The organism is Yoonia sp. R2331, from assembly GCF_041103235.1.
Classification (GTDB): domain Bacteria; phylum Pseudomonadota; class Alphaproteobacteria; order Rhodobacterales; family Rhodobacteraceae; genus CANMYO01.
In genome coordinates, this window is record NZ_JBGCUN010000001.1 from 242872 (window position 1) to 265617 (window position 22746).

At 60.8% G+C, this 22746-nt stretch carries 22 protein-coding genes and 1 riboswitch; of the genes, 7 read left to right on the forward strand and 15 right to left on the reverse strand.

Annotated features, from left to right (window positions below; all coding sequences use genetic code 11):
* Positions 1 to 1065, forward strand: coding sequence for an ABC transporter ATP-binding protein (locus AB3Y40_RS01250; RefSeq protein WP_369436988.1), 1065 nt, complete (start codon positions 1 to 3; stop codon positions 1063 to 1065).
* On the opposite strand, the gene AB3Y40_RS01255 is transcribed toward AB3Y40_RS01250, so the two are convergent.
* Positions 1062 to 1622: a Crp/Fnr family transcriptional regulator gene (locus AB3Y40_RS01255; protein ID WP_369436989.1), complete on the reverse strand. Its 561-nt coding sequence runs from the start codon at positions 1620 to 1622 to the stop codon at positions 1062 to 1064. The genes AB3Y40_RS01250 and AB3Y40_RS01255 overlap by 4 nt on opposite strands.
* Before the next feature lie 96 nt (positions 1623 to 1718).
* Here AB3Y40_RS01255 and AB3Y40_RS01260 point away from each other — a divergent pair, with 96 nt between their 5' ends.
* Positions 1719 to 2279, forward strand: coding sequence for a hypothetical protein (locus AB3Y40_RS01260; protein WP_369436990.1), 561 nt, complete (start codon positions 1719 to 1721; stop codon positions 2277 to 2279).
* Here AB3Y40_RS01260 and AB3Y40_RS01265 read toward each other — a convergent pair.
* From AB3Y40_RS01265 to pdxR, 10 genes are all read right to left on the reverse strand, one after another.
* The gene (locus AB3Y40_RS01265) at positions 2191 to 3063 is read right to left on the reverse strand and encodes a dimethyl sulfoxide reductase anchor subunit family protein (RefSeq protein ID WP_369436991.1); all 873 of its coding nucleotides are present in this window, start codon (positions 3061 to 3063) and stop codon (positions 2191 to 2193) included. The genes AB3Y40_RS01260 and AB3Y40_RS01265 overlap by 89 nt on opposite strands.
* The gene (locus AB3Y40_RS01270) at positions 3063 to 3824 is read right to left on the reverse strand and encodes a 4Fe-4S dicluster domain-containing protein (RefSeq protein ID WP_369436992.1); all 762 of its coding nucleotides are present in this window, start codon (positions 3822 to 3824) and stop codon (positions 3063 to 3065) included. The genes AB3Y40_RS01265 and AB3Y40_RS01270 overlap by 1 nt, the downstream gene beginning before the upstream one ends.
* Before the next feature lie 4 nt (positions 3825 to 3828).
* On the reverse strand, positions 3829 to 4017 hold the full coding sequence (locus AB3Y40_RS01275) for a hypothetical protein (RefSeq protein ID WP_369436993.1): 189 nt from the start codon (positions 4015 to 4017) through the stop codon (positions 3829 to 3831).
* Positions 4014 to 6839, reverse strand: coding sequence for a molybdopterin oxidoreductase family protein (locus AB3Y40_RS01280; RefSeq protein ID WP_369436994.1), 2826 nt, complete (start codon positions 6837 to 6839; stop codon positions 4014 to 4016). The genes AB3Y40_RS01275 and AB3Y40_RS01280 overlap by 4 nt, the downstream gene beginning before the upstream one ends.
* A 52-nt stretch (positions 6840 to 6891) precedes the next feature.
* Complete coding sequence (locus tag AB3Y40_RS01285) at positions 6892 to 7647, reverse strand: TSUP family transporter (protein ID WP_369436995.1); 756 nt, start codon at positions 7645 to 7647, stop codon at positions 6892 to 6894.
* Complete coding sequence (locus AB3Y40_RS01290) at positions 7644 to 8708, reverse strand: acetate/propionate family kinase (RefSeq protein ID WP_369436996.1); 1065 nt, start codon at positions 8706 to 8708, stop codon at positions 7644 to 7646. The genes AB3Y40_RS01285 and AB3Y40_RS01290 overlap by 4 nt, the downstream gene beginning before the upstream one ends.
* Positions 8709 to 8717: 9 nt before the next feature.
* A complete protein-coding gene (locus AB3Y40_RS01295) occupies positions 8718 to 9653 on the reverse strand; it encodes a phosphate acyltransferase (RefSeq protein WP_369436997.1) in 936 nt (311 codons plus the stop codon).
* Positions 9654 to 9662: 9 nt separating this feature from the next.
* Positions 9663 to 10403: a sulfite exporter TauE/SafE family protein gene (locus AB3Y40_RS01300; protein ID WP_369436998.1), complete on the reverse strand. Its 741-nt coding sequence runs from the start codon at positions 10401 to 10403 to the stop codon at positions 9663 to 9665.
* Between the two features lie 3 nt (positions 10404 to 10406).
* Positions 10407 to 12176, reverse strand: a complete 1770-nt coding sequence (xsc, locus tag AB3Y40_RS01305) for a sulfoacetaldehyde acetyltransferase (protein WP_369436999.1) — start codon at positions 12174 to 12176, stop codon at positions 10407 to 10409.
* A 179-nt stretch (positions 12177 to 12355) separates the two neighbouring features.
* Positions 12356 to 13810 (reverse strand): MocR-like pyridoxine biosynthesis transcription factor PdxR, encoded by a 1455-nt coding sequence (pdxR, locus tag AB3Y40_RS01310; RefSeq protein WP_369437000.1) that lies wholly within the window; start codon positions 13808 to 13810, stop codon positions 12356 to 12358.
* Between the two features lie 164 nt (positions 13811 to 13974).
* A riboswitch (FMN riboswitch) is annotated at positions 13975 to 14119 on the forward strand.
* Between the two features lie 67 nt (positions 14120 to 14186).
* Between pdxR and AB3Y40_RS01315 the strand changes: the two genes are divergently transcribed.
* Entirely contained in the window at positions 14187 to 15032 is an 846-nt protein-coding gene (locus AB3Y40_RS01315; protein WP_369437001.1) for a DMT family transporter, read from the forward strand.
* Positions 15033 to 15107: 75 nt separating this feature from the next.
* On the opposite strand, the gene AB3Y40_RS01320 is transcribed toward AB3Y40_RS01315, so the two are convergent.
* Positions 15108 to 15803, reverse strand: coding sequence for a hypothetical protein (locus tag AB3Y40_RS01320; RefSeq protein ID WP_369437002.1), 696 nt, complete (start codon positions 15801 to 15803; stop codon positions 15108 to 15110).
* A 111-nt stretch (positions 15804 to 15914) separates the two neighbouring features.
* Between AB3Y40_RS01320 and AB3Y40_RS01325 the strand changes: the two genes are divergently transcribed.
* Both AB3Y40_RS01325 and AB3Y40_RS01330 read left to right on the forward strand, forming a co-directional pair.
* Positions 15915 to 16877: a sterol desaturase family protein gene (locus AB3Y40_RS01325; RefSeq protein ID WP_369437003.1), complete on the forward strand. Its 963-nt coding sequence runs from the start codon at positions 15915 to 15917 to the stop codon at positions 16875 to 16877.
* Entirely contained in the window at positions 16874 to 18640 is a 1767-nt protein-coding gene (locus tag AB3Y40_RS01330; RefSeq protein WP_369437004.1) for a DCC1-like thiol-disulfide oxidoreductase family protein, read from the forward strand. The genes AB3Y40_RS01325 and AB3Y40_RS01330 overlap by 4 nt, the downstream gene beginning before the upstream one ends.
* Before the next feature lie 106 nt (positions 18641 to 18746).
* Here the strand turns inward: AB3Y40_RS01330 and AB3Y40_RS01335 are convergent, their stop codons facing one another.
* The 3 genes from AB3Y40_RS01335 to AB3Y40_RS01345 all read right to left on the reverse strand — a co-directional run bounded on the left by AB3Y40_RS01335 (position 18747) and on the right by AB3Y40_RS01345 (position 21013).
* Positions 18747 to 19073: a hypothetical protein gene (locus AB3Y40_RS01335; RefSeq protein WP_369437005.1), complete on the reverse strand. Its 327-nt coding sequence runs from the start codon at positions 19071 to 19073 to the stop codon at positions 18747 to 18749.
* 248 nt (positions 19074 to 19321) lie between these two features.
* A complete protein-coding gene (locus AB3Y40_RS01340; protein ID WP_369437006.1) occupies positions 19322 to 20704 on the reverse strand; it encodes an aminotransferase family protein in 1383 nt (460 codons plus the stop codon).
* Between the two features lie 54 nt (positions 20705 to 20758).
* Positions 20759 to 21013: a hypothetical protein gene (locus AB3Y40_RS01345; protein ID WP_369437007.1), complete on the reverse strand. Its 255-nt coding sequence runs from the start codon at positions 21011 to 21013 to the stop codon at positions 20759 to 20761.
* Positions 21014 to 21361: 348 nt separating this feature from the next.
* Between AB3Y40_RS01345 and AB3Y40_RS01350 the strand changes: the two genes are divergently transcribed.
* A complete protein-coding gene (locus tag AB3Y40_RS01350; RefSeq protein WP_369437008.1) occupies positions 21362 to 21868 on the forward strand; it encodes an NYN domain-containing protein in 507 nt (168 codons plus the stop codon).
* Entirely contained in the window at positions 21823 to 22746 is a 924-nt protein-coding gene (locus AB3Y40_RS01355) for an endonuclease/exonuclease/phosphatase family protein (protein WP_369437009.1), read from the forward strand. Before AB3Y40_RS01350 ends, AB3Y40_RS01355 begins: the two co-directional genes overlap by 46 nt.

Genomic DNA, 22746 nt, shown 5'->3' on the forward strand with positions numbered 1-22746 from the left:
ATGTCCGGGGTCACACTCAGAAACGCGATCAAGCGCTACGGCGACGTGCAGGTCATCCACGGGATTGACCTTGAAATCGATGACGGTGAATTCTGCGTGTTCGTTGGCCCGTCTGGGTGCGGCAAGTCGACATTGCTGCGGATGGTCGCGGGGCTGGAGGAAACCAGCGACGGCAACATCCACATCGGCGAACGTGATGTGACCAAGCTTGACCCGTCCGAACGCGGCGTGGCGATGGTGTTCCAGACTTACGCGCTTTATCCGCATATGACGGTCAAGGATAACATGGGGTTCGGCCTGAAGATGAACGGCCACCCCAAGGCCGAGATTGAAAGCAAAGTGGCAGAGGCCACGCGCATACTGAAGCTTGAACCCTATCTGGACCGCAAGCCCGCCGCCCTGTCAGGTGGTCAGCGGCAGCGTGTCTCGATCGGCCGCGCCATTGTGCGCGGGCCAGAGGTGTTCCTGTTCGACGAGCCGCTGTCCAACCTTGATGCCGAACTGCGTGTAGAAATGCGGGTCGAAATCGCGCGCCTGCACAAGGAAATTGGTGCCACGATGATCTATGTCACACACGATCAGGTCGAGGCGATGACGCTGGCCGACAAGATCGTGGTGCTGCGGCTGGGTGTGATCGAACAGGTCGGCGCACCCATGGACCTCTATCGTGATCCCGACAACAAATTCGTCGCGGGCTTCATCGGTTCGCCCGCCATGAACTTCATGGAGGGCACCGTTGTTGATGGTGGCGTTGAGGTGCCTGCGCTAAAACAGGTCATCCCCGCCGAGCTGGCCGCCGCCCACAAGGGTCACAAGGTTAGCGCGGGACTGCGGCCAGAGCATCTGCTGATTGATCCATCCGCCGATACACTGCGGGTTGATCTGACGGAAAGCTTGGGCGGTGTCTCTTATGCCTACCTCGTTTCGGATGACACGGGCGAACGGATCGTGGTCGAAGAACGCGGCGATGTGCGCGTGAGCGAAGGCGACCGCGTTGGTCTGACGTTCGAGGCATCCCGGCTTTACCTTTTTGATGCCGAGACAGAGCAGCGCATCCGCACCTAACTGTTGGCACGCCGGACGCGACTGAAAGTGACCGGCGTCATACCAAGAAATCCCGCGATCAGATGGTGCGGAAACTGCGCCTCTGCTTGCGGATAAGTCTGCCTGAGCCATGCCAGACGTTCGATTGCAGGCAGCGCCGCCAAGGTCCATTCTCGCGCTACCCGCGCAATCAGGTCGGCCCGCAATGCTGCGTTGCCCCAGTCTCGGACATCGGCGTCAGCCACCATCAGTGCTTGCAGCGCGTCCGCATTGATCCGCGCAACAACGCCATCCGACAACATCTCGATCGTTACCATCGACACGCCGTTCCTGGCGCGCGCGATTTGCGGCGTGATGATCTGCGGCCCGGCATATAGCCCGGTGCAGGTGTACCGCCCCTCTTGATCGATGATTTGCGAAACGGCGAAACCAGACTGCAACAAAAGCTCGTCTGGTGCGGGATCGCCCTGATCCACCAGCACATCCCCCCGCCGCACGACGCTGCTGTGCAGAATGTCGCGTAGTCTGGCTGCGGCCTGCGCTGGCAGATCGTTCATAAATGGCACGGCATCTGTCATCTGAGTCCTTGGAAATCTGGGGCGTCTTAACAATTGATAATGCGCGGTTCTGACCGGCGCGACCAGTTGGGGCAATCAAACAAAAGGATTGCCCACATGCCCTACCGCCCTTCGATGAGAACCCTCTGCGCCCTGACCGGGCTGACAGTTCTTCTTTATCTCTCTATGGTTTTTGGCCCACTTGCGAGGTTGCAGGCGATTGCCAGTGCGCCCCCGCTTGATATGCGCCCGTTTGGCTATGCGCCCGATGATGCCAAGGCGTTTCTGAACGCTTTGGGGAGCGCGGGGCGGTCGCTTTACCTGACCCGGCAGATCCCACTAGATATGATTTACCCCGGTTTGCTGGCACTGACGCTGGCGGGATGGTTGCGTTGGCTTGGCCGCAAAGGGGCCGCCGTCGCGGTCGCCGCAAGCCTTTGTGATTACATCGAAAACCTGCTGATCGTTGGGCTGCTGCTGACCTACCCGGAAATGCCTGATGGGCCATTGGTTTGGGCTGGTTGGGCAACGGTGCTGAAGAGTGGTCTTAGCACCGTCGCCTTCTCTTGGCTGTTGATCGCAGGGACAATCAGCGCTTGCCGTAGTATAGCCCGACGACATGCTCGGCCTGGGCAAAGAAAAGCCATCGCAGGCACAAAACACCGGCAACATGGCTGATGACGGCCAGCAGCGCGGTGACGTGATTGACACCCAAAAGCAAGATCGCGATGGGCACGGCAAAGGCCAGCAACATCGTGATCAGGCGCAATTGCGTGGCGTGTTTGCGGCCCACCACATGCACAAATTCCTTGAGCAAATAGTTCGTGCCGGTGTGCGGTGGTTCAAAGGCGCGGACCTTTCCGATGCCGCCAAGACCGGTGGCAGAGGCCAGCGTGGTGCCGGATTCTTTGAGGCGGCTATCACCCAGATACCATGCAGCAATCTGCACCGCGGCTGCGGCCAAAAGCAGGATCGTCGCGATGGTCACGCGGCCTGACAGCAACGCCCCGCCGCCCAAGGACAGGGTCAGGAAAAGCGCGGGTGTGGTCCAGTGGTTCCAGCGCGGAATGGTCTTGAGCTGGGTGTAGATCATTGACGTGGTGAACACCGTCGCCAGTGCGCCAAGCGCGCCCAGCCAACCAAGGATCGACCATTGCGCGCCCAAGAAAACCAATCCGGCACCGTATAAGGCCATGATAAGAAGGGTAAATACTGCGGCGATCCCTTCGCGCGAAAGCCACGACGACTGCCACTGGCGAAACGCCTTGATCGCCCGTTCGGGGTGGCCAAGGTGAAAGGTCGAGGCGATCAAGCCGCCCACGGCCATCAGATAGGCGATGGCAAAGAACACAAATGCGATCCAGCCGGTGGGGGCGGATGTGTCCAGACCCAACCAGAACAACAGGCCAAATCCTAACCCGGAGAAGGTTGTGAAAATGATAACTGACGGTGCGGGATGCATTATTTGGCACCTCCTGGAAGGGCGGACAGCGCTTTGTCGAGCCAGCCGACAAAGCCTTTGCCGTCGGTGGCAACCGGTTCAAGATATGGGGCCAGAATGTCAAATTCGGGTTCCACATCCTTGGGCCTTGGTGGCAGGTATTTGTTGACCGGCTTGGTGCCTTGTTCGGGCATCAGGTCAAAGCCACCCCGTTCCGCGACAAGCTGGCTGACGTCGCTGTCAGGATCAGCCAGATCACCAAAGTGACGGGCCCCAGCAGGGCATGTTCTGACGCAGGCCGGTTGCCGGTCTTCTTCGGGTAAGTTGTTGTTATATATGCGGTCCACGCAGAGGGTGCATTTCTTCATGACCTTCTCTTCGGCGTCCATTTCCCGCGCGCCATAGGGGCAGGCCCAGGCGCAAAGACCGCAGCCGATGCAATCCTGTTCATTGACCAGAACGATCCCGTCCTCGACCCGCTTGTAGCTGGCCCCGGTGGGGCAGACGGTCACACAGGGCGCGTCTTCGCAGTGCAGGCAGGACTTGGGGAAGTGGATCAATTGTGCTGCTTTATCAGCCGGTTGCACCTCATACGAATGCACGCGGTTGAGGAACGTGCCAGAGGCCGCACCTGAATAGGCGTTCTGATCTGACAACGGCGCGCCGTAGTTTTCAGTGTTCCAGCCTTTGCAGGACACCACGCAAGCGTGACAGCCGACACAGGTATCAAGGTCGATCACGAGGCCGAGTTTCTTGTCGGTTGAGGTCGGAAGTGTCGTCATGTCATTAACCTCGAATTTCGGGATGCAGAACCAATGCACACCCCATGCACATCCCATGCGCATGAAAGTCTGAAGGCCCATTAACCTGACCCGTGCGTGCGGTGCTGTCCCAAGTGGCGATATACCAGATGAAACTGCCGATGGTCAGCGTCAGGAAGGCGGCGATCAGCATCAAGACTTGCAGATTGGTCATTTGCCCACCTTCCATGCCTGACCTTTCGGCCCCTTGGGCACCGGTGACTTGATCGCCGGGAAGGCCGGTTGCGACACATCCGGCGCGCCGGTCTTTTCGATCTTCACGCGCAGATCAAACCATGCCGCCTGACCGGTGATCGGGTCGGAGTTGGACCAGCGCAGCCCGTCGCCTTTGGGCGGCAGAAGCTCATGAATAAGGTGGTTGAGTAGGAACCCCTTGGTCGCCTCTGACGCGTCTTCATCCAGCGCCCAGGCGCCTTTGCGTTTGCCAATCGCGTTCCACGTCCAGACGGTGTTTTCGTTCAGGCTGGCCTGATGGGCAACAGGAACAGTGATCGCCCCATGGGTGGAGGTTACGCGCGCCCAGTCGCCTTCTTTGAAGCCATTTGCTTCCCAGATTTTGGTTGGCACATAAAGCGGGTTCACCCCGTGGATTTGCCGCAGCCAAGCGTTCTGCGTGCCCCACGAATGATACATCGCCATCGGGCGCTGGGTCAGTGCGTGGATCGGGTATTCGACCGGATCGACATAGCCATCCTCAAGAGCGGCATACCAGATCGGCAGCGGGTCCATAACACGCTTGATCTGTTCGCGCAGATGATCCGGGGGCTGCCGGGTGCCGTGGCCTTCGGCGGCCAGTTGGAAGCGCCGCATGGGTTCGACGTAAAGCTGGAAGATGTAAGGTTGCGGGCTGTCGTAAAAGCCCATTTTTACCGCCCAGTCCTGATAGTCGACGTTGAACGGTTTGTAATAGGCGCAGTTTTCGGGGACGTGTTCCATCCAGAAGCCGCCGTTGGCGATATAGCTGTCCAATTGTCCGGCGTTGGGTTCCCCGCGTCCGTCCTGCAAGCCCGTTTCGCCCATGCGCCAACCGGCCAGTGGCCCGACACCAGGGCGGCGCAGGTGGTTGGTGATATAGTCGGCGTAGTCTTCGTATTTCTGGCTGCCGTCGTCGTTCACGAAACCGGGCAAGCCCAGACGGCCACCCAGTTCACAGAGCACAGACTGGAACCCGCGCACGTCACGGTCGGGTTCGACCACTGGCCAGCGGATGGCGTCGGCCACGGCGTCCGCCTCGCAAATCGGGCGATCCAGCAGGCTGATGCAATCGTGGCGTTCCAGATAGGTGGTGTCCGGCAGGATCAGATCGGCATAGGCCACCATCTCAGAGCTATAGGCATCCGAATAGATGATGCGCGGGATCACATAGTCGCCGTTCTCATCCGTGTCCGTCAGCATGTTCATCACACCGGACGTGTTCATGGAAGAGTTCCACGACATATTCGCCATATACATGAACAGCGTGTCGATCTTGTAGGGATCGCCCGCGTGGGCGTTGGAGATCACCATGTGCATCAGCCCGTGGCTGGACATCGGGTTGTCCCACGTGAACGCCTTGTCTATGCGGATCGCGCTGTTGTCGTCCTTGATCATCAGATCATCAGGGCCATGCACAAAGCCAAGGTGCGGGCCATTCAAGGGACCACCGGGTTGGGTGCGTCCATGCGGCTTGGGATGCGCATGGGGCGGCTTGGGGTAGGGCGGTTTGAAGCGCATACCGCCGGGGACCTCAACCGTGCCGAGGATGATCTGAAGGGTGTGCAGCGCGCGGCAGGTCTGGAAGCCGTTGGAGTGGGCAGAGATGCCGCGCATGGCGTGCATCGACACCGGACGCCCGACCATTTTGTCGTGCTTCACGCCACGGAAATCGGTCCATTCCCGGTCCAGCGCGATCGCTTCGTCAAAGGCGACGCGGGCCAGATCAGCGGCAATGGCGCGGATACGCTTGGCGGGGATGCCGCAGCGATCGGCCACTGCCTCGGGGGCGTATTCATCGGCCAGATAGCGGTCGGCCATATGGTGAAAGACCGGGCGATGTGTCACGCCCTTGTGGCGGTAGCTGGCGGATAGATCAGGTTCCACGCCTTGGCCGTTCCAAGCCGCCAGCTTGCCGGTGCGGCGGTCAATGACCTGCGGTTCACCGTCCTTGTCGCGCAACAGCAGGCCGAATTGGTCGGACTTGGGGTCTTCGTTCACCAGAACAGAGGCATTAGTGAAGCGCGCGAGGTAATCCAGATCAACGCGGCCCGCCTTCATCAGGCAGTGGACCAGCGCCAGAATGAATAGACCATCAGTGCCCGGTGTGATGCCGACCCAATCGTCGGCCACGGCGTTATAGCCGGTGCGGATCGGGTTCACGCCGATGACCCGCGCGCCGCGGGCCTTGATCTTGCCGATGCCGATCTTGATTGGGTTGCTGTCGTGATCTTCGGCCACACCAAAGAGCATGAACATCTTGGTGTGGTCCCAATCGGGCTGGCCAAATTCCCAGAACGCGCCACCCATCGTGTAGATGCCAGCGGCGGCCATGTTGACCGAACAGAACCCACCGTGGGCAGCATAGTTTGGCGTGCCAAAGCCTTGCGCCCAGAGCGATGTGAACGACTGCGACTGGTCGCGACCTGTGAAGAACGCAAGCTTTTCAGGGGCCTCTTCGCGGATGGGTTTCAGCCAATCGGTGGCGATGGTCAGCGCCTCATCCCAAGAGATCTCTTCGTACTCGCCAGACCCGCGCGGGCCGACCCGCTTGAGCGGGGCGCGCAGACGCGAGGGCGCGTTGTGCTGCATGATGCCCGCACTGCCCTTGGCGCAGAGCACACCCTGATTGACCGGATGATCCTTGTTGCCTTCGATATAGGCAACCTTTCCATCCTTCATATGCACGTTGATCCCACAACGGCAGGCGCACATGTAGCACGTTGTTTTGCGGACCTCGTCACTGACGGCGGGCGAGGTATCGAGCACAGGTTGTTTGTTCATGTGGTGCCTCCCAGAGGGAACGGTATCAAAGGTGTATCAATCCGCCAAGTGGTCATGCAAAGACTACCTGTCGGATCAGCCCGACGCCTGCCAAACAGATCAACAGGCTTAGGCAGAATGGGCGGTAGTAGGGGGTCAGCCGCTCAATAAAGAGCTGCTGCCCGACGAAGACGCCGATCATGGTGGGCACGGCAAAGGTCAGGCCACGGGCCACGCCCGACATATCCATGACGCCAAAGGCCAGCTGCGTGATCATCGAGGTGAGCGAGCCCAGAAATAGAAACAGCACCAGCGACCCCCGCATCGAGGCTGCGGGCGCGTTGCGGGCCAGCACGTAAAGCGCCACAACCATGCCGCCCACATGGGCCAGACCGCTGGCGATGCCGGCGACAAAACCTGCGCCATAGATCCCCGGCTTACTGTCGAGGAAGTTCAGCCGGATCTTGGCAAGCAAGGTCGCCGCAAGTGTGACGATCAATGACAGTGCGATGGCCTTGGACGTCGCAACCGGCAGGCTCGTGGTCAGGTATAGCCCAAAGGGCCAGCCGATGGTTGAGCCGATGACAAGGCCATAGGCTGTCGGGCGGTCGGCATTGGCCCAGCCACCTTTGAGCATCATCAGAGAGGCGGACATTTCCAGCCACCAGAGCATCGGGATCAGTTCCACCGGGGGCAGGAACACAACGGCGCTGGCCATGATCAGTGCTGACAGCGCAAAGCCCGAAAAGCCACGCACGACACCGGCCAGAAAGGTGATGACGACAAGCCAGCCGATTTCCGAAGGCGTGAGGTTCAGGATGTCGATCATTGCCCTGCCTCGATCAGGGTCAGCGCGTCGCGGGCGATGGCCTTTTCTTCGTCGGCGGGGATCACATGCACCGGGACCGCGCCAAAGCAGGCCAGATGCCCCATGATGCGGTCGCGAATGGGGGCGGCGTTTTCGCCGATGCCGCCGGTGAAGGCCACGGCGTCGAGCCCACCCATCGCCACGATGGCCGACCCGGCGTGCCGCGCGGCCCAGTAGCAGAAGTGGTCGATGGCGAAGGCGGCGGCGTCATCGTCGCGCGCCAGCAGCGTCCGCATGTCATTGTCACCTGCCAGCGCCTTCAGCCCCGATGCGCGGTTGAGCAACCGGTCGGTTTCGTCCTCGCCAAAGGCCTGGGACATGCGCAGCACGGCGGCCCCGTCGATGTCGCCGGACCGCGTGCCCATCGTCAGGCCCGACAACGGCGAATAGCCCATTGAGGTGGCGACGGACTGCCCCTTGAGGATCGCGCAAAGAGAGGCGCCATTGCCCAGATGCAGCGCCAACAAGCGGCGAGGAATGTCGGCGCCAAATTCCGCGACCATGTTGGCATAAGACAGCCCGTGGAACCCATAGCGGCGGATACCTGCATCCGTCTGGGTCTGCGGGATCGCATAGCGGGTCGCGACATCGGGGTTGGTGGCGTGAAAGGCGGTTCCGAAACTGGCGTATTGCGGCAGATCGGGGGCGACTTCTTGCAAGGCGAGCAACCCGGCGAGGTTGTTGGGGTTGTGCAAGGGTGCCAGCGGAATGCAGGACCGGATCGCCTCGACCACCACGTTTGTGACTCGCGCCGGGGCGGTCAGGATCGTGCCGCCATGCACCACGCGGTGGGCGGCGGCGGTGAAGCTGTTGACCGGGTGGCCAGCGTCGGCCAGGGCCGCCAGCATCAGGGTCAGTGCGGCGGCATGGTTGCGGGTTTCAACCGCCTCTTCGCGGTCGCCCAGCGTCAGGGTGCCCGCCGTGCCGATGGATTGCACCTGTCCCGACAGCACAGAGTTCAGGCTGGGGTCGAAAACTTCGACCTTGAGCGATGAGGAACCGGCGTTGAGGACCAGGATCATGTCAGCGGCCTATTTCGGCAAAGCGCAGGTGATGGACGCCAAAGCGACCGAAGCGAGGCGGGCCGCAGCCGGGTCTGCGCGCGAGGTCAGCAGGATCGGCACTTTCGCGCCCGAGACGATGCCACCGGCACAGCCGCCCGCCAGATAGACGAAGGATTTGAAAAGCGCGTTGCCCGACACGATGTCGGGTACGATGATCGCATCCGCCTTGCCCGCGACGGGATCAGCGGACAGCCCCTTGGTCGCGACAGCGTCAGACGACAGGATCAGGTCAAGCGCGAGCGGGCCAGAGAAATCGGCATCTGCGATATTGGCCGTGGCCCAATCGGCCAGCGCCCGCCCGTCCATCGCAGAGGGCACCGCGGGGATCGGGCTTTCTGTGGCAGAGAGCATCGCGACACGTGGGCGCGGGTTGCCCAGCTTGTGCAGCAGTTTGACCACCTCTTGGATCGAAGACTGCCGCGTGGCCAGATCGGGCGAGACGTTGACGGCGGCGTCCGTGATCAGGATCGGTTTGCCGCCATTTGGTGGCGAGATGTGGAAGATATGCACAAAGCGGTTGCCGGTGCGCAGGCCTGCATCCCGGCTGACAGCGGATTTCATGAAGACATCGGTGTGCAGCTGGCCTTTCATCAGCACATCCGCCTCGCCCGCGCCGCAAAGGTTGGCGGCGGTGCGCCCGGCCTCTTCCTCGCCCTGTGTTGGTACGACGGTGTAGCCGGTGATGTCCCAGTCAAGCTTGGCCGCCTCGGCGCGGATGTCGTCCGCTTCGCCTACGAACACGGGCGTCATCAGGCCCGATTTGGTGGCTTCTTCTGCAGCGGCCATTGGCAGTGGCGCACCGGCACGGGCGATGGCCACGCGGGGTGGGGCGAACTTTGCCGCCAGCGCCATCAGGTCGGCAGGGGCGGCGGGTTGGAGCGGGTCAATGAACGGGCTGGACATGGAGGAACCTCAGAGAACGGCGCGGATCAGGCCAAGGGCCGAGAGCGCAAGAAGGAGCAGAACCGCGAAACGGCGGAATTCGGTCGGTGATGCGGACAGAAACTGACGCCCGCCAAGCCAGATGCCAAGGGCCAGTATGGGAAAGGCGATGGCCGCGCCGCGCAGCGTGTCCCAGGTCACGAGCCCGCCGTGCCACATCAGCGGCATGGTGATGAAGTCGAGCCCGGTGAGATAGACGATCATCGTGGCGCGAAACACCGGAGCGGCGATGGGCTGGGCCGTCAGAAAGGCCGCCACAGGCAGCCCGCCAATGCCCGCGCCGTTGCAGATGCCCGAAATCACACCAACGCCCGCGTAGCCGGGGCGCGGAATGGTGCCGCGGATGGTCCAGCCGGACAGCAGGATCAGCGACATCACGAAAACGATGGCCGAGACAGTTAGCCGCGCGGTGTCCGGTCCCACTGAAATGATGATCGAAACCGACACCGGCAGTGCGATGGCCGCACCCAGCAGCAACCACCCCACGCGGGGCCAGTCGATGTGACCCCGGATACCGCGGGCCTGCAGGGCGGTCATGATGATCTCGCACGTGAATACCACCGGGATCAGAGGAAGCGGGTTGGTCAGAAGGGCCGCAAAGGCGATGAAGATCGCCGAAAACCCAAAACCCGAATAGCCCCGGACGTAGGCGGCCCCCAGCAGTGCAACTGCAAGAGCCGCCGCGGTGCCGGGGCCAAGGTCGAAAGGCACCGATTACTCGGCTGCCATATCAGCGGCGGTGACGCCTGCCACGCGCACAGGTTTCTTCATCGCGTCGCGGCGGAAGGGTTCGCCCAGCTCTTTGTTCAAGAGCACCTCGATGAAGGTGGTGACGTTGCCTTCCATCTGGCCTTTGATCGCGGTGTTCAGCGCGTCGGTCAGTTCGTCCATCGACGACACTTGCACGCCGGTCAGACCACAGGCGTCTGCGATTTTGGCGTAGGACACGTTGGTGTCCAGTTCGGTGCCGACAAAGTTGTCATCGAACCACAGTGTCGTGTTCCGCTTTTCAGCGCCCCACTGGTAATTGCGGAAGATGATCATGGTCATCGCAGGCCAGTCGCCCCGGCCAACAGAGACCATTTCGTTCATCGAGATGCCGAATGCGCCGTCACCGGCAAAGCCAACCACGGGCACATCCGGGCAGCCGATTTTGGCACCGCAGATTGCGGGGAAACCATAGCCACACGGGCCAAAGAGGCCGGGTGCCAGATACTTGCGGCTTTCTTCAAATGACGGATAGGCGTTGCCGATGGCGCAGTTGTTGCCGATGTCCGAGCTGATGATCGCGTTTTTGGGCAGGGCGGCCTGAATCGCACGCCACGCCATGCGAGGCGACATCTTGTTGGGCTCTGCGTCGCGGGCACGTTCGTTCCAGGTGGTGCCGGGATCATCCTCTTCATGGTCAAGCGAGGTGAGTTCCTGCGCCCAAGCCGATTTGGTCTGGCTAATCATCGCCTTGCGGTCGGCGCGGCCTGCGTCGCCCGCATCGTCGGACAGCTGGTTCAGGATGCCGGTCGCGACTTTCTTGGCGTCGCCGACGATGCCCACGGTGACCTTTTTGGTCAGGCCGATACGGTCGGGGTTGATGTCGACCTGAATGATCTTGGCGTTGGTGGGCCAGTAATCAATGCCATAGCCCGGCAGGGTTGAAAACGGGTTGAGGCGGGTGCCGAGGGCCAGCACCACGTCCGCCTTCGAGATCAGCTCCATCCCGGCCTTGGAGCCGTTGTAGCCCAAGGGACCAGCAAAGAGCGGGTGGTTGCCGGGAAAGGCGTCGTTGTGCTGATAGCCCACGCAGACCGGCGCATCGAGCTTTTCCGCCAGTTGACGCGAGGCGTCGATGCCGTCGGCAAGCACCACACCGGCACCATTCAGGATGACCGGGAATTTGGCAGAAGACAGAAGTTCAGCCGCTGTTTTGACGGCTTCTTCACCGCCAGAGGGACGCTCAAATTCAACCTTCACGGGCAGTTCAATGTCGACCACCTGAGTCCAGAAGTCGCGCGGGATGTTGATCTGAGCAGGGGCAGAGGCGCGGTAGGCCTGCATAATCACGCGGTTCAGCGTCTCTGCGATGCGTGATGGGTCGCGGACCTCTTCCTGATAGGCGACGCAATCCGCGAACAGGTTCATCTGTTCCATTTCCTGAAAGCCGCCCTGACCGATGGTCTTATTGGCAGCCTGCGGGGTCACTAGCAACAGCGGCGTATGGTTCCAGTAGGCGGTTTTGACGGAGGTCACAAAGTTGGTGATGCCGGGGCCGTTCTGGGCGATCATCATCGACATCTCACCAGTGGCGCGGGTGTAGCCATCGGCCATCATGCCTGCGGTCATTTCATGGGCGCAGTCCCAGAATTTGATGCCAGCGGCAGGGAAAATATCAGAGATCGGCATCATGGCAGAGCCGATGATCCCAAAAGCGTGCCTGATTCCATGCATCTGTAGTGTTTTGACGAAGGCTTCCTCGGTCGTCATTTTCATCGGTCATATCCCTTGTGTGGCAGAGTTTTACGGACAGCACGGCGCCTGTCGTATCAGGCGCCACAATAGAGTTGCAGCGTGGCATTCAGTAGGGCCAGTTACCACCCCCGCCTAGCGCCAGTCAATCACATATTGAGAACATAAGTCTCAATAATGCAATGAATCAGAAGTCGCGTAACCTAAGAGATCGCCCGAGCAATTCGCGCGACGCCTTCGGGGATCAGTGACGCGGGCAAAGAGGAATAGGCCAGCCGCATGTAGTGCTGCGGCGGGGCGTCACCAACAAAGAACGGTGCGCCGGGTTCGATCAGAACAGAGCAGCCGCGCAATTGGGTGGCCAGTTGCGTGGTGTTGATGTGGTCAGGTGCCGCAACCCAGACCGACGACCCGCCATAAGCGCCTTGACCCGCCACATGGATGCCGTGGCTGTTCAGGCTGTCATCCAGCACCTTGCGGCGGGTGTGATAGGCCTGGCTCATCCGGCGGACCAGTGCGTCGTAATGGCCCAGCGACAGGAAATAGGCGACCGTGCGCTGGGTCAGACCGGGCGGGTGGCGCAGCAGGGACGCGCGCAGCGCGCGGACCTCTTTGATGAAAGGCGCAGGCCCCACCAGATAGCCCAGTCGCAGACCGGGAAACAGCGATTTTGAGAACGAGCCCACATAGATCACCCGGCCATTCCGGTCGAGCGATTTCAAGGCTGGGGAAGACGGTTTGAGGAACGCCATTTCAAATTCGTAATCGTCTTCGACCACCAGAAAATCATCCCGCTCGGCCCGGTCCAACAGCGCGTGACGGCGCGGCAGGGGCATGGTGGCGGTTGTCGGGCATTGGTGGCTGGGGGTGGTGAAAACCACGTCGGTGTCATCGGGCAGCGCATCGGGGGGCAGGCCATCACGGTCCACCGCCACAGGTGACAACTGGCACCGCGATTGGGTCAGGATCGCGCGCAAGGCAGGATAGCAGGGGTCTTCGATCACGGCGCGGCGGCGCTGGGTCAGCAGGACCTGAGCGGTCAACCACAGCGCATTCTGCGCGCCCATCGTCACAAGGATCTCATCCGGGCCGGCAAGGATGCCGCGGCGGGGCAGAGTCTGGCGGGCGATGAATTCCACAAGCTGCGGGTCATCGCCGTCAAAGTAGTCGACGGTGAGGGCGGAAAAGTCCCGTTTGCCAAGTGCTTGCAGAGCGCAGAGCCGCCAGTTGGCGCTGTCAAACAGTGTCGGATCGGCCTGCCCGTAGATGAAGGAGTATTTGTAGTCGGCCCAATCGGCGGGCTTTTCCATGCCAAGGCCGGGGCTGAATTTCTGCCCGATGGCGCGGGACCAATCGACCGTGCTGGTTGTCGCCCGCTGCGCGGGAAAGGCGGGCGGTTCTGGCGCGTTGTCAGAGACGAAATAGCCGGATCGTCCGCGGGAGGTCAGGTAGTCATCCGCGACAAGCTCGGTATAGGCCAGCGTCACGGTGATCCGGCTGACCCCAAGGTGTTTTGCCATACGCCGCGATGACGGCAGCCGTTCGCCGGGGCGAAACCGGCCCGCAAGGATGCCCTGCGCCACCATTTGCTGGATTCGCGCCTGCAAGGTGCCGGGGGCGGTGGGATCAAGAAAGAAGGTTTCGACAGAAATCGACATGGCTGGCCTTAGTTTCGCGGTAGTCTGGCCCTAAGCGTGATCAGACACAAGCCATGCTCAGGACATGCATCCCAGAGCCGGAAGACCTGTACAGCACGTGATGTTAGAATGGGTATTGATACATGATTGATCTATGGCTAGGCTGGCTTTGCCGCACTGATGCGGCGCGTTCTCAGGGCGGGGCGAAATTCCCCACCGGCGGTATGTCAGCAATGATGAGCCCGCGAGCGCCCGGCACACCGCCGGGGTCAAGCAGATCTGGTGAGATGCCAGAGCCGACGGTCATAGTCCGGATGAAAGAGAGCGGGTGCTGGGTGGCTTTTAGCTGCCCGGTTCCGCGTTGCCTTGGGTCACGGGACAACGAAAGGAGATGCACGTGACCTTTACAACTTTGATGAAAAACCCCGCATGGGCCGGGGCCGGGTTCATGGTGCTGGCAGGCGGTTTGTTTGCCGGGGCAAATGTGGCCGTGCAGGCCGCTGGCATGTGGCACGGGGCCAGCCCCGGTGCGGTGGCGTTCTGGCAATATGCGGGTGCGCTGGTCTTGGCTGTGCCGCTGCTGCGCGACTGGCGCACAACGCAGCCACTGCTGCATCTGACCCGCGTGGCGCTGGCTGCCGTGGGCGTCCAGCTGTGGGTGACTGGATTGGCGGTGGTGCCGATCTGGCAGGCGATTGCGCTGATCCTGACATCGCCCCTGTTTGTCACGCTGGGGGCGGGGCTGTTGCTGGGCGAGCCGTTGGGCTGGCGGCGATTGGGTGCGGTGGTCGCGGGCGCGCTGGGCGGGGTGATTATCCTTGCCCCGTGGTCGGATACGTTTGCCTGGGCGGCTCTTTTGCCGGTAGGGGCGGCGGCGTTCTGGGCCGCGTCATCGCTGGTGACCAAGCGGCTGACCCGGACCGAGAGTGCCGCGACGCTGACGCTATGGTTGCTTGTGCTCCTGGTACCGGTGAATGCAGCACTGGCGCTGCCCGGCGGGTTTTCGGTGGGAACGGCGGTTTGGCCGGTGGCAGCAGCAGCGGTGTTCACCGTGATTGCGCAATGGGCCTTGGCGAGTGCCTACCGGCGGGCGGATGCGGCGTTCTTGCAGCCGTTTGACCACTTGAAGCTGCCGTTGAATGTGGGGCTGGGCTTGCTGGTTTTTGGCTTTGCGCCACCTGGTGCCATGTGGATCGGGGCGGCTGTGATTGTCGCGGCGGCAGCGGTGGCGTTGCGCGAGTGATTTGGCGGGGGAGCCGGGGTAAACCCCGGCCTACCCTCGGTAGGAAATGTCGTGCTTTAGACTGATGCGCGGCTGTCAGCGCGTGACATAGAGCGTGAAGGGGCCGTTGCCGATCTGGATTTCGGTCAGGCTTTGGCCTGCGGCGGTGTCATATGTCACCTCCATCGTGGCGTTCTTGATATAAAGCGGCGAAAGATGCCCCGGCCCCGCCGTCACGCGGTAGGACATGTCACACGACAGCATCGCGCCGGTCTGGGTCGATCCGGTGGGCGACAATGTGATCACCCGGCGGCCATCGTAGAACCGCATGGCACCGGGGCAGCCGGTGGCATTGATCATCCCGTTCAGCACCGCCACAGGGGTCGAGACGGCACCCGGCACGGCGGCGGGGTCAGAAAGGTCCGTGCGGTCATCCGATGGGCTGACAGTGGTTTCGATCACTTGGCCCTTGTCGGAAAGAACCGAGATCTTGCGGCCTTTGCGTGGGGTATCGGACAGGTACTGCGTCACCACACGACCGTCGGTCATCTGAACGCGCTTGGCGGTGGCAGTGAAGGCCCCATTGGCCAGGCCAAGAGGCGAATCCGTGACGTTCGCGCGGATGCTGTCGCCCGTGACGGTCATGGTGCCGATGGTGCCGCTGCCGAGTGAAAGCTGGAAGGTTTGCGCGCTCGCCAAAGTGGCGAAACTGGTAAACAGGATGGTCAAAAACACGCGCATCAAAGGCTCCGCAATCAGGTTGGCAGCGACATAGCAGAGAAACACCAACATGACAGCGTTATCCAATATCAGATCGGCGGATTGTCCCCAAATCATCACCAATCAGCCCCGCAATTGCCCCTTTTGCGCGCGACAAGATGACGAAGAAAGTGGGAGTCCGTGATGGATTTTTGGGCAACGTCTTGGCAGAATCTGCAACAGACCTTTGGGGTCAAGTTCTTGTTATCGCCGGTTTATCTGGGTGCGACGGTATTGATCGTCTGGGCCGTCTGGCTATATCGCGGCAAGCCGACGGGGTTCTTGCGGTTCATGTTGCCGCGCGAGCTTTATGTGCATCCCTCGACGCTGGTCGATATCAAGGTGGGGCTGTTTAACACCTTGTTCACAGCAACCGGGGCCATCTCGGCCCTGCTGGTGACGCCCTATGTGACAATCGCGGTGCTACAGCAATTGGGCGGAGAACTGGCCGATGCGGGCGGGGTTTGGCACGGGGTTCTGGCCGCAGCGCTTTTGTTCCTGACTCAGGATTTCTGCCGCTACTGGAACCATTATCTGCACCATGAGACCAAGGTTTTGTGGCCGTTCCACGCGGTGCATCATTCGGCCGAGGTGATGACGCCGCTCACGTTTCTGCGGGCGCATCCGATGTATTCTGCCTTGCAGGCGCTGATGATTTCCGCACTGGTCGGCATCGTGCAGGCCCTGATCCTGTGGGCGCTGGTCGGGCAAATCGAGCCCTGGGCGATTTATGCGGGCACGATTGCGTTCAACACCTATGTGTTTTTCGGCGCGCATCTGCGGCACAGCCATATCTGGGTCAGCTATGGCCGGGTGATGGAGCATATCCTGATTTCCCCGGCGCAGCATCAGATCCACCACTCCAGCGACCCAATCCATCACGACAAGAACTATGGCGAGGTTTTTGCGATCTGGGATTGGATGTTTGGCACGCTTTACGTGCCGGATGGATACGAGACGCTGGATTATGGCTTGGCCGATGGCGAAGGCAACAAGATCCCGCAGAAGCACCCGACCCTGAAAGACGCGCTGATCGGCCCGTTTGAAGAGGTCTGGGAAGAGATCACCAAAGGCACCTCGCTGGCCAAGGCAGAGGAACGGTCATGAGTGCCACGGATATGACCGGGGTGGTGGCCGACCCGGCAGAGGTGCGGGTTTATTATGACGGGGAATGCCCGTTCTGTGCGGCCTACACAACGATGTTGCGCCTGCGGGAAACCGTCGGGCGCGTCATGTTGATTGACTTGCGCGAAGACGCGGATGCGCGGGCGGAATTGGCGGCACAAGGTTTTGACGTGGACCAAGGCATGGTGGTCGAGATGGATGGCCGCCGCGTCGGCGGGGCCGATGCCACCAACGCGCTGGCGCTGATGTCGACCAATGCGGGCTGGTTCAACAGGCTGAACCGCGCGGTCTTTGCGATCCCGTTTCTGGCGATGATTTTCTACCCCATCCTGCGCGCGGGCCGCTGGATCACGCTGTTTGCCATGGGCCGCGAGGGGATCAATGCCCGCGCCGAGGCAGGCACGCGGCAGATGCTGTTCAGCTTCTTTTTTGGCCTCTTTTCGCTGTTTCACGTCTTCAACTACGCCTTTGCCTATGGCCGTTATCCACCGGCGGCTGACCTGATTGCGGTCTTTGCGGCGGCGTTGTTGCTGCTCTGGCGGCCGCATTCGGCCCGCGCGCTGGCACTTTTGATGCTGGCGAGCCTGATTTCCACGATCGCGCAGGCCCCGGCGCAATCAAACCATACGATGCTGCGCACGGTGGTGGTGATCGGCTATTGGCTGTCGTTCCTGTGGACGTTTGTCCGTGCCAAGGACTCGCGCGAGATTTTCGACAACTTCGTTCTCGCCGGGCGCGGGTCGCTTATCGTGATGTATATTTTCGGCATCTTTCACAAGATTAACACCGACTTCCTGAACCCTGAGACCAGTTGCGCAGTGACGTTGTGGCAGGACATGCCGGCGCCGCTGAGCATGGTGCAGGGGTATTGGATGGACCAGCTTGCGATCTATGGCACTTTTGGAGTGGAAGGCGCGATTGCGATTGCCCTGATCATTCCGCGAACGCGCTATCTTGGGCTGGTCTTCGGTATCGGGTTCCACTTGATGCTGGGGCTGTCGGATTATGCCGCCTATATCGCCTTCACGACGCTGTCGATTGCCATGCATGTGCTGTTCCTGAGCCGGACCCAGACCGCGCGCATGGTGGGTTCGCCCGAGATGGCGTTTATCCGGGAACGCATCCAGCAGCCCTTGGGCGTGGCCGCGTTCCTGATCTTTCTGACCGGTGGTGCGCTGGCGATGTACCGCCATGATTTCAGCCTGTCGAACCTGTGTTTGCTGCCCTTTGTGCTGCCGCTTTGCTGGTTGATCCTGCGCTATGGGCGCGAGGAGACGGGCCAGAGCCACACCAAGGCGGCCTGGGTCATTGGGTTCGTCGCGGCAGGGATTTACTTTGCCGGTGGGGCCGCCCCTTACTTTGGACTGAAGACCGCGCAGTCGATCAATATGTTCGCGAACCTGCGGCTGGAGGAAGGCGTAAGCAACCACGTCGTGTTCCCCAATCCGCCGGGGCCGTTTACTTATCTTGAGGACGTAGCGGTGGTCACGGAAGCCTCTGAAAGCGGGTTCCTCCGGGACTATCAGCAGCGTGGTTTTGCGATCGTCTACTACGATCTGATCGCGCATCTGGCAGACAATCCGGGCGTGACGGTCAGCTTTGACATGGGCGGGCAGAGCTACACAAATGTTTCTGCCGCTGATGTCCAGAGCGATATCGATGGGATGCTGCACGGGCCATGGGTGCGCAAGTGGTTCCATTTTCAGCCGGTGCAACTGGAGCGGCCTGAGGGGTGTACGCTTTAGGGGAACGGCAGTCTTGCGGGAGAAGGGTCAATTCGCTGCGCTCGAACGAACGTCCGCTTCAAGAAAACGTAAATCGGAACTCATCCGAAGAATAGCGACCGTAGGGCTAACCTAGGTCGCGCAAACTTCGGGGTGTCGGCCATATGTGTGGACATTCGGTCTGCCCCTCAAACCATCCGGCTTCCACACCACGAACTTCAATTAAATCTGCTACGAAAAACAGAACTGCACCGCAAAGCCAGAGGGTAAGAAACCGATAAACAAACGGTCGATCATCTCGGGTCAGCGGTATTCGATTGGGCTTGTTTTCAAGCATTGCCATCTTTTGTTTGAATTTGCGCTGAAACAAAAAAAATCCGAAAAAAACGCAACCTGCAAAGCCAACGACTGACAGGCCATAGCCCAGACAACCTATCGAGCCTGCTCCCATCATTTACGTTCTTCCCTTCGGATTTCTGGGCGAGGTTTGCTTCAGGACACTGCTATCACTTGGACTGGCCGCGTAGAAGGACACTTGGCGTGTTTATTTGACCGACAGGGCTTAGCCGCCATTCGAGCAGGCTGCAGCATCGGTCAACGTGGGCTCAAAGCAGACATCTAATATAAAGGAAGGCCCCACAGATGTGCGGGGCCCTTTGCCCGGATAGGTGGGCAGATTGCTCACCCTACGTTTCAGCGCAATTATCCCAAAACCCGCGTGATCGCTTGGTCGACGGCGTCGGTGATCTGGTCCAGATCATCGGCTGTCGCGATGAGCGAGGGGGCGAAGAGGAGGGTGTTGTTGAACCCCGGCAGTGAGCGGTTGGTGGCGCCGATGATCACTCCTTGGGCCATACAGTCGGCGACAATCGCGCCGACTTCCTTTTCGCCCACAGGCTCTTTGCTGTCGCGGTCGGTGACCAGTTCGGCACCTGCGAAAAGGCCTTTGCCACGCACGTCGCCGATCCATTTGTGCTTGTCCTGAAGGGCCAGCAGGTTGCTGTTCAGATGCGCGCCCATGGTGGTGGAGTTCTCCAGCAGCCCCTCTTCCATGATGATGTTCATGTTCTCGATCGCCGCCGCAGGGCCGCCGGTGCAGCCGCCAAAGGTCGAGATATCGCGGAAGTAGCCCATCTTGTCGGTGTCGTCCTTGAACTGTTCGAACACCGCATTGGTGGTCACGCAGCAGGAAATCGCCGCATAGCCAGAGGCGACGCCTTTGGCCATCGTGACGATGTCGGGCTGGACGCCGTATTGCTGGTAGCCAAACCAAGTGCCGGTGCGCCCGATGCCGCAGACGACCTCATCAATGTGCAGCAGGATGTCGTACTTTTTGCAGATCTCCTGCACCTTTTGCCAATAGCCTTCGGGCGGGGTGATGACGCCGCCGCCTGCGGTGATCGGCTCAAGGCAGAGCGCGCCAATGGTGTCGGCACCTTCGCGCAGGATCACCTCTTCAATCGCTTCGGCGGCTTTGATGCCGTATGCCTCACCAGTGGAGCCGTCCTGGCTGCGGTATTCAAGGCAGTGCGGGACGCGGACGAAGCCGGGGGTGAAGGGGCCGTATTGCGCGTTGCGCTCGTCCTGACCGCCTGCGGACATCGTGGCGATGGTGGAGCCGTGGTAGTCACGCTCGCGGTAGAGGATTTTGGACTTTTTGCCGCCGTGGTGCTTGTGGCTGATCTGGCGAACCATCTTAAAGGCTTTCTCGTTCGCCTCTGACCCGGAGTTGGCGTAGTAGACGCGATCAAGTCCGGGCATTTTGTCGATCAGCATTTCGGCGAATTGCGAGCCGGGGATCGTGCCAAGGGTGCCGCCGAAGAAGCACATCTTGGTCACGGCGTCAGAGATCGCCTTGCCCATACGCTCGCGGCCATAGCCGATGTTGACGGTCCAGACGCCGCCAGAGACAGAATCGATATGTTCTTTGCCCTTGATATCCCACAGGCGCATGCCCTTGCCTTCGACGATGATGCGCGGGTCAATGGACTCAAAAGGTTTGTGCTGCATCAGGTGGTGCCAGATATGGGCACGGTCGGCTTCGACAATCTTTTCGGGGTCGTTGGTCAGGGCTTGCAGGTTCATGGCGTCCTCCTATCAGGCATGCGAATCCCCCGCGCGCAGCGGGACAAGGATGGCCTAGTTTGCCCAAGAATCGCGGTCTGCCAATAGGGCCAGTTCGACCCTTGCGTAAGACCAGGCTAAAGCTCTGCTCCGGCGCGAATTTCGCGCCAGCGCAGGCAGAAACCTTTTTGGCGCGGGTGCGGCAAGGTCGCGGTCAAGGGTGCGAGCGACGTCGGCGATGCGGCGGTTGGTGACCGCCATGTCGGGGTCGGATGCAGGCCGGTTGCGGACCACGATCCGGTGATGCCCAATGCCAAAGATACGGCGCACGCTGGTCCCCCAAAGCCGGCCAAGATGACGCCCCAGTTGCGATCACCACCTAGCCGGGCGTATTCCACTAGTGTCAGCGCGTTTGTCATCTTTGTTTGGGCGGTGCGGCGGCTTGCGCGAACCCGTAGTGTCTGGCGACCGTGCTTTCATCCCGTGCAGCACCCGGCGCCAGTCCGGTTGTCACAAAGCGCGGCTGCAGGTCAGCAAGGCAGGTCGATTTGATGAAGTCGAACAAGTGCGTCCCCATTGGTGCGCAGGTTGTCTACATTTGACTTTTCGGTCAGGTGATCTGGTGTTGCCGGGGTCCTGACCGTCGGTTGAGCCAAAAAGGGCAGAAGGCAGATTGAATTGAGCGATCTTGAGGTGGCGGCGGCATTTTGCGCGGTGCTGTTGATCCTATTGGTGGTTTTGCGGCTGCGGCTGCGGCGGCGCGACCCGGACCGGATGCCGGGCAATGCGATCCTAGTGGATGGGTCAAACGTCATGCAATGGGGCGGTGATCCGTCGCTGAAGGTGCTGACGCGCGTTGTCAAAAAGCTGGAGGATGAAGGGTTGAAGCCTTACATCTGCTTTGATGCCAATGTGGGCTACAAGCTGGGGGATCGGTTTGCAGGTCATGATGCAATGGCCGCAAAACTGGGACTGTCCCCGAAACAGGTGTTTGTGGTGGACAAAGGTGTGATCGCGGATGGCGTGCTGCTGGACCTCGCCGCAGAGCACGCCTTGTCCATTGTGACCAACGATCGGTTTCGTGATTGGACAGTGACACACCCTTGGGTGAAAGATCACCGGAGGTTCCGGCGCGGGACATGGAAACAGGGATCGGTCGTGTGGGGGTCTGGGCGAAAACGTTGAAGTGGTTGGCAGGCATTGCAGCGGTCGGATTGGGGGCTTTGGTCGCCTGCAGTCCGCGCGCGGCAGACCTGCGCGCAGCCCCAGATGGGGCGTTGCGGGTGGCGAGTTACAACGTGCACTACATCATCCTGAACCAGGAGACCGGGGCGTGGTCTGTGGGCGATTGGGAGCGGCGCAAAGGTCCGATGGATGCCGCCTTTAAGGCCATGGGGGCTGACATCGTGGCCTTCCAAGAGATGGAGAGTTTCGCCCGGGGCGGCGACGGGAACGTGAACCTTGCCCGCGACTGGTTGCTGGCGCAGAACCCCGGCTATGCCGCAGCGGCGAGCGGTGATGCACGGGTCTTTCCGTCAACGCAGCCGATCTTTTACCGCACCGACAGGCTAGAGATGCAGGATCAGGGGTGGTTCTTTTTCAGCGAGACGCCGGATGTGATCTATAGCCGGACGTTCAACGGATCATTCCCGGCGTTTGCGTCCTGGGCGCTGTTTGCTGTCGATGGGGCCACGCTGCGGGTGGTCAATGTGCACAACGATTACGCCAGCCGGTCGAACCGACGATTGTCGTCAGAGCTGATCGCTGCGCGGGTGAAACCTTGGGTCGACGCAGGCGAGCGGGTGATGGTTGTGGGCGATTTCAATGCGCGGAGCGGTGGGGTGCCGCTGACGCTGATTGAAGAGGTGGGGATCGATTTCGTGCCGCTCCGCGGGTCGACCTATCATGTGAACCGGGGGTTGAACCTGTTCGGTGCGATTGACCATTTGGGGGTGTCTGACGGGGTGCGGCTGGTGGGTGAAACGCAGGTTCTGCGCCAGAAATTCGGCGGTGAGTGGCCCAGCGATCATTACCCGGTGGTGGGCGATTTTGTGATCGAGTGA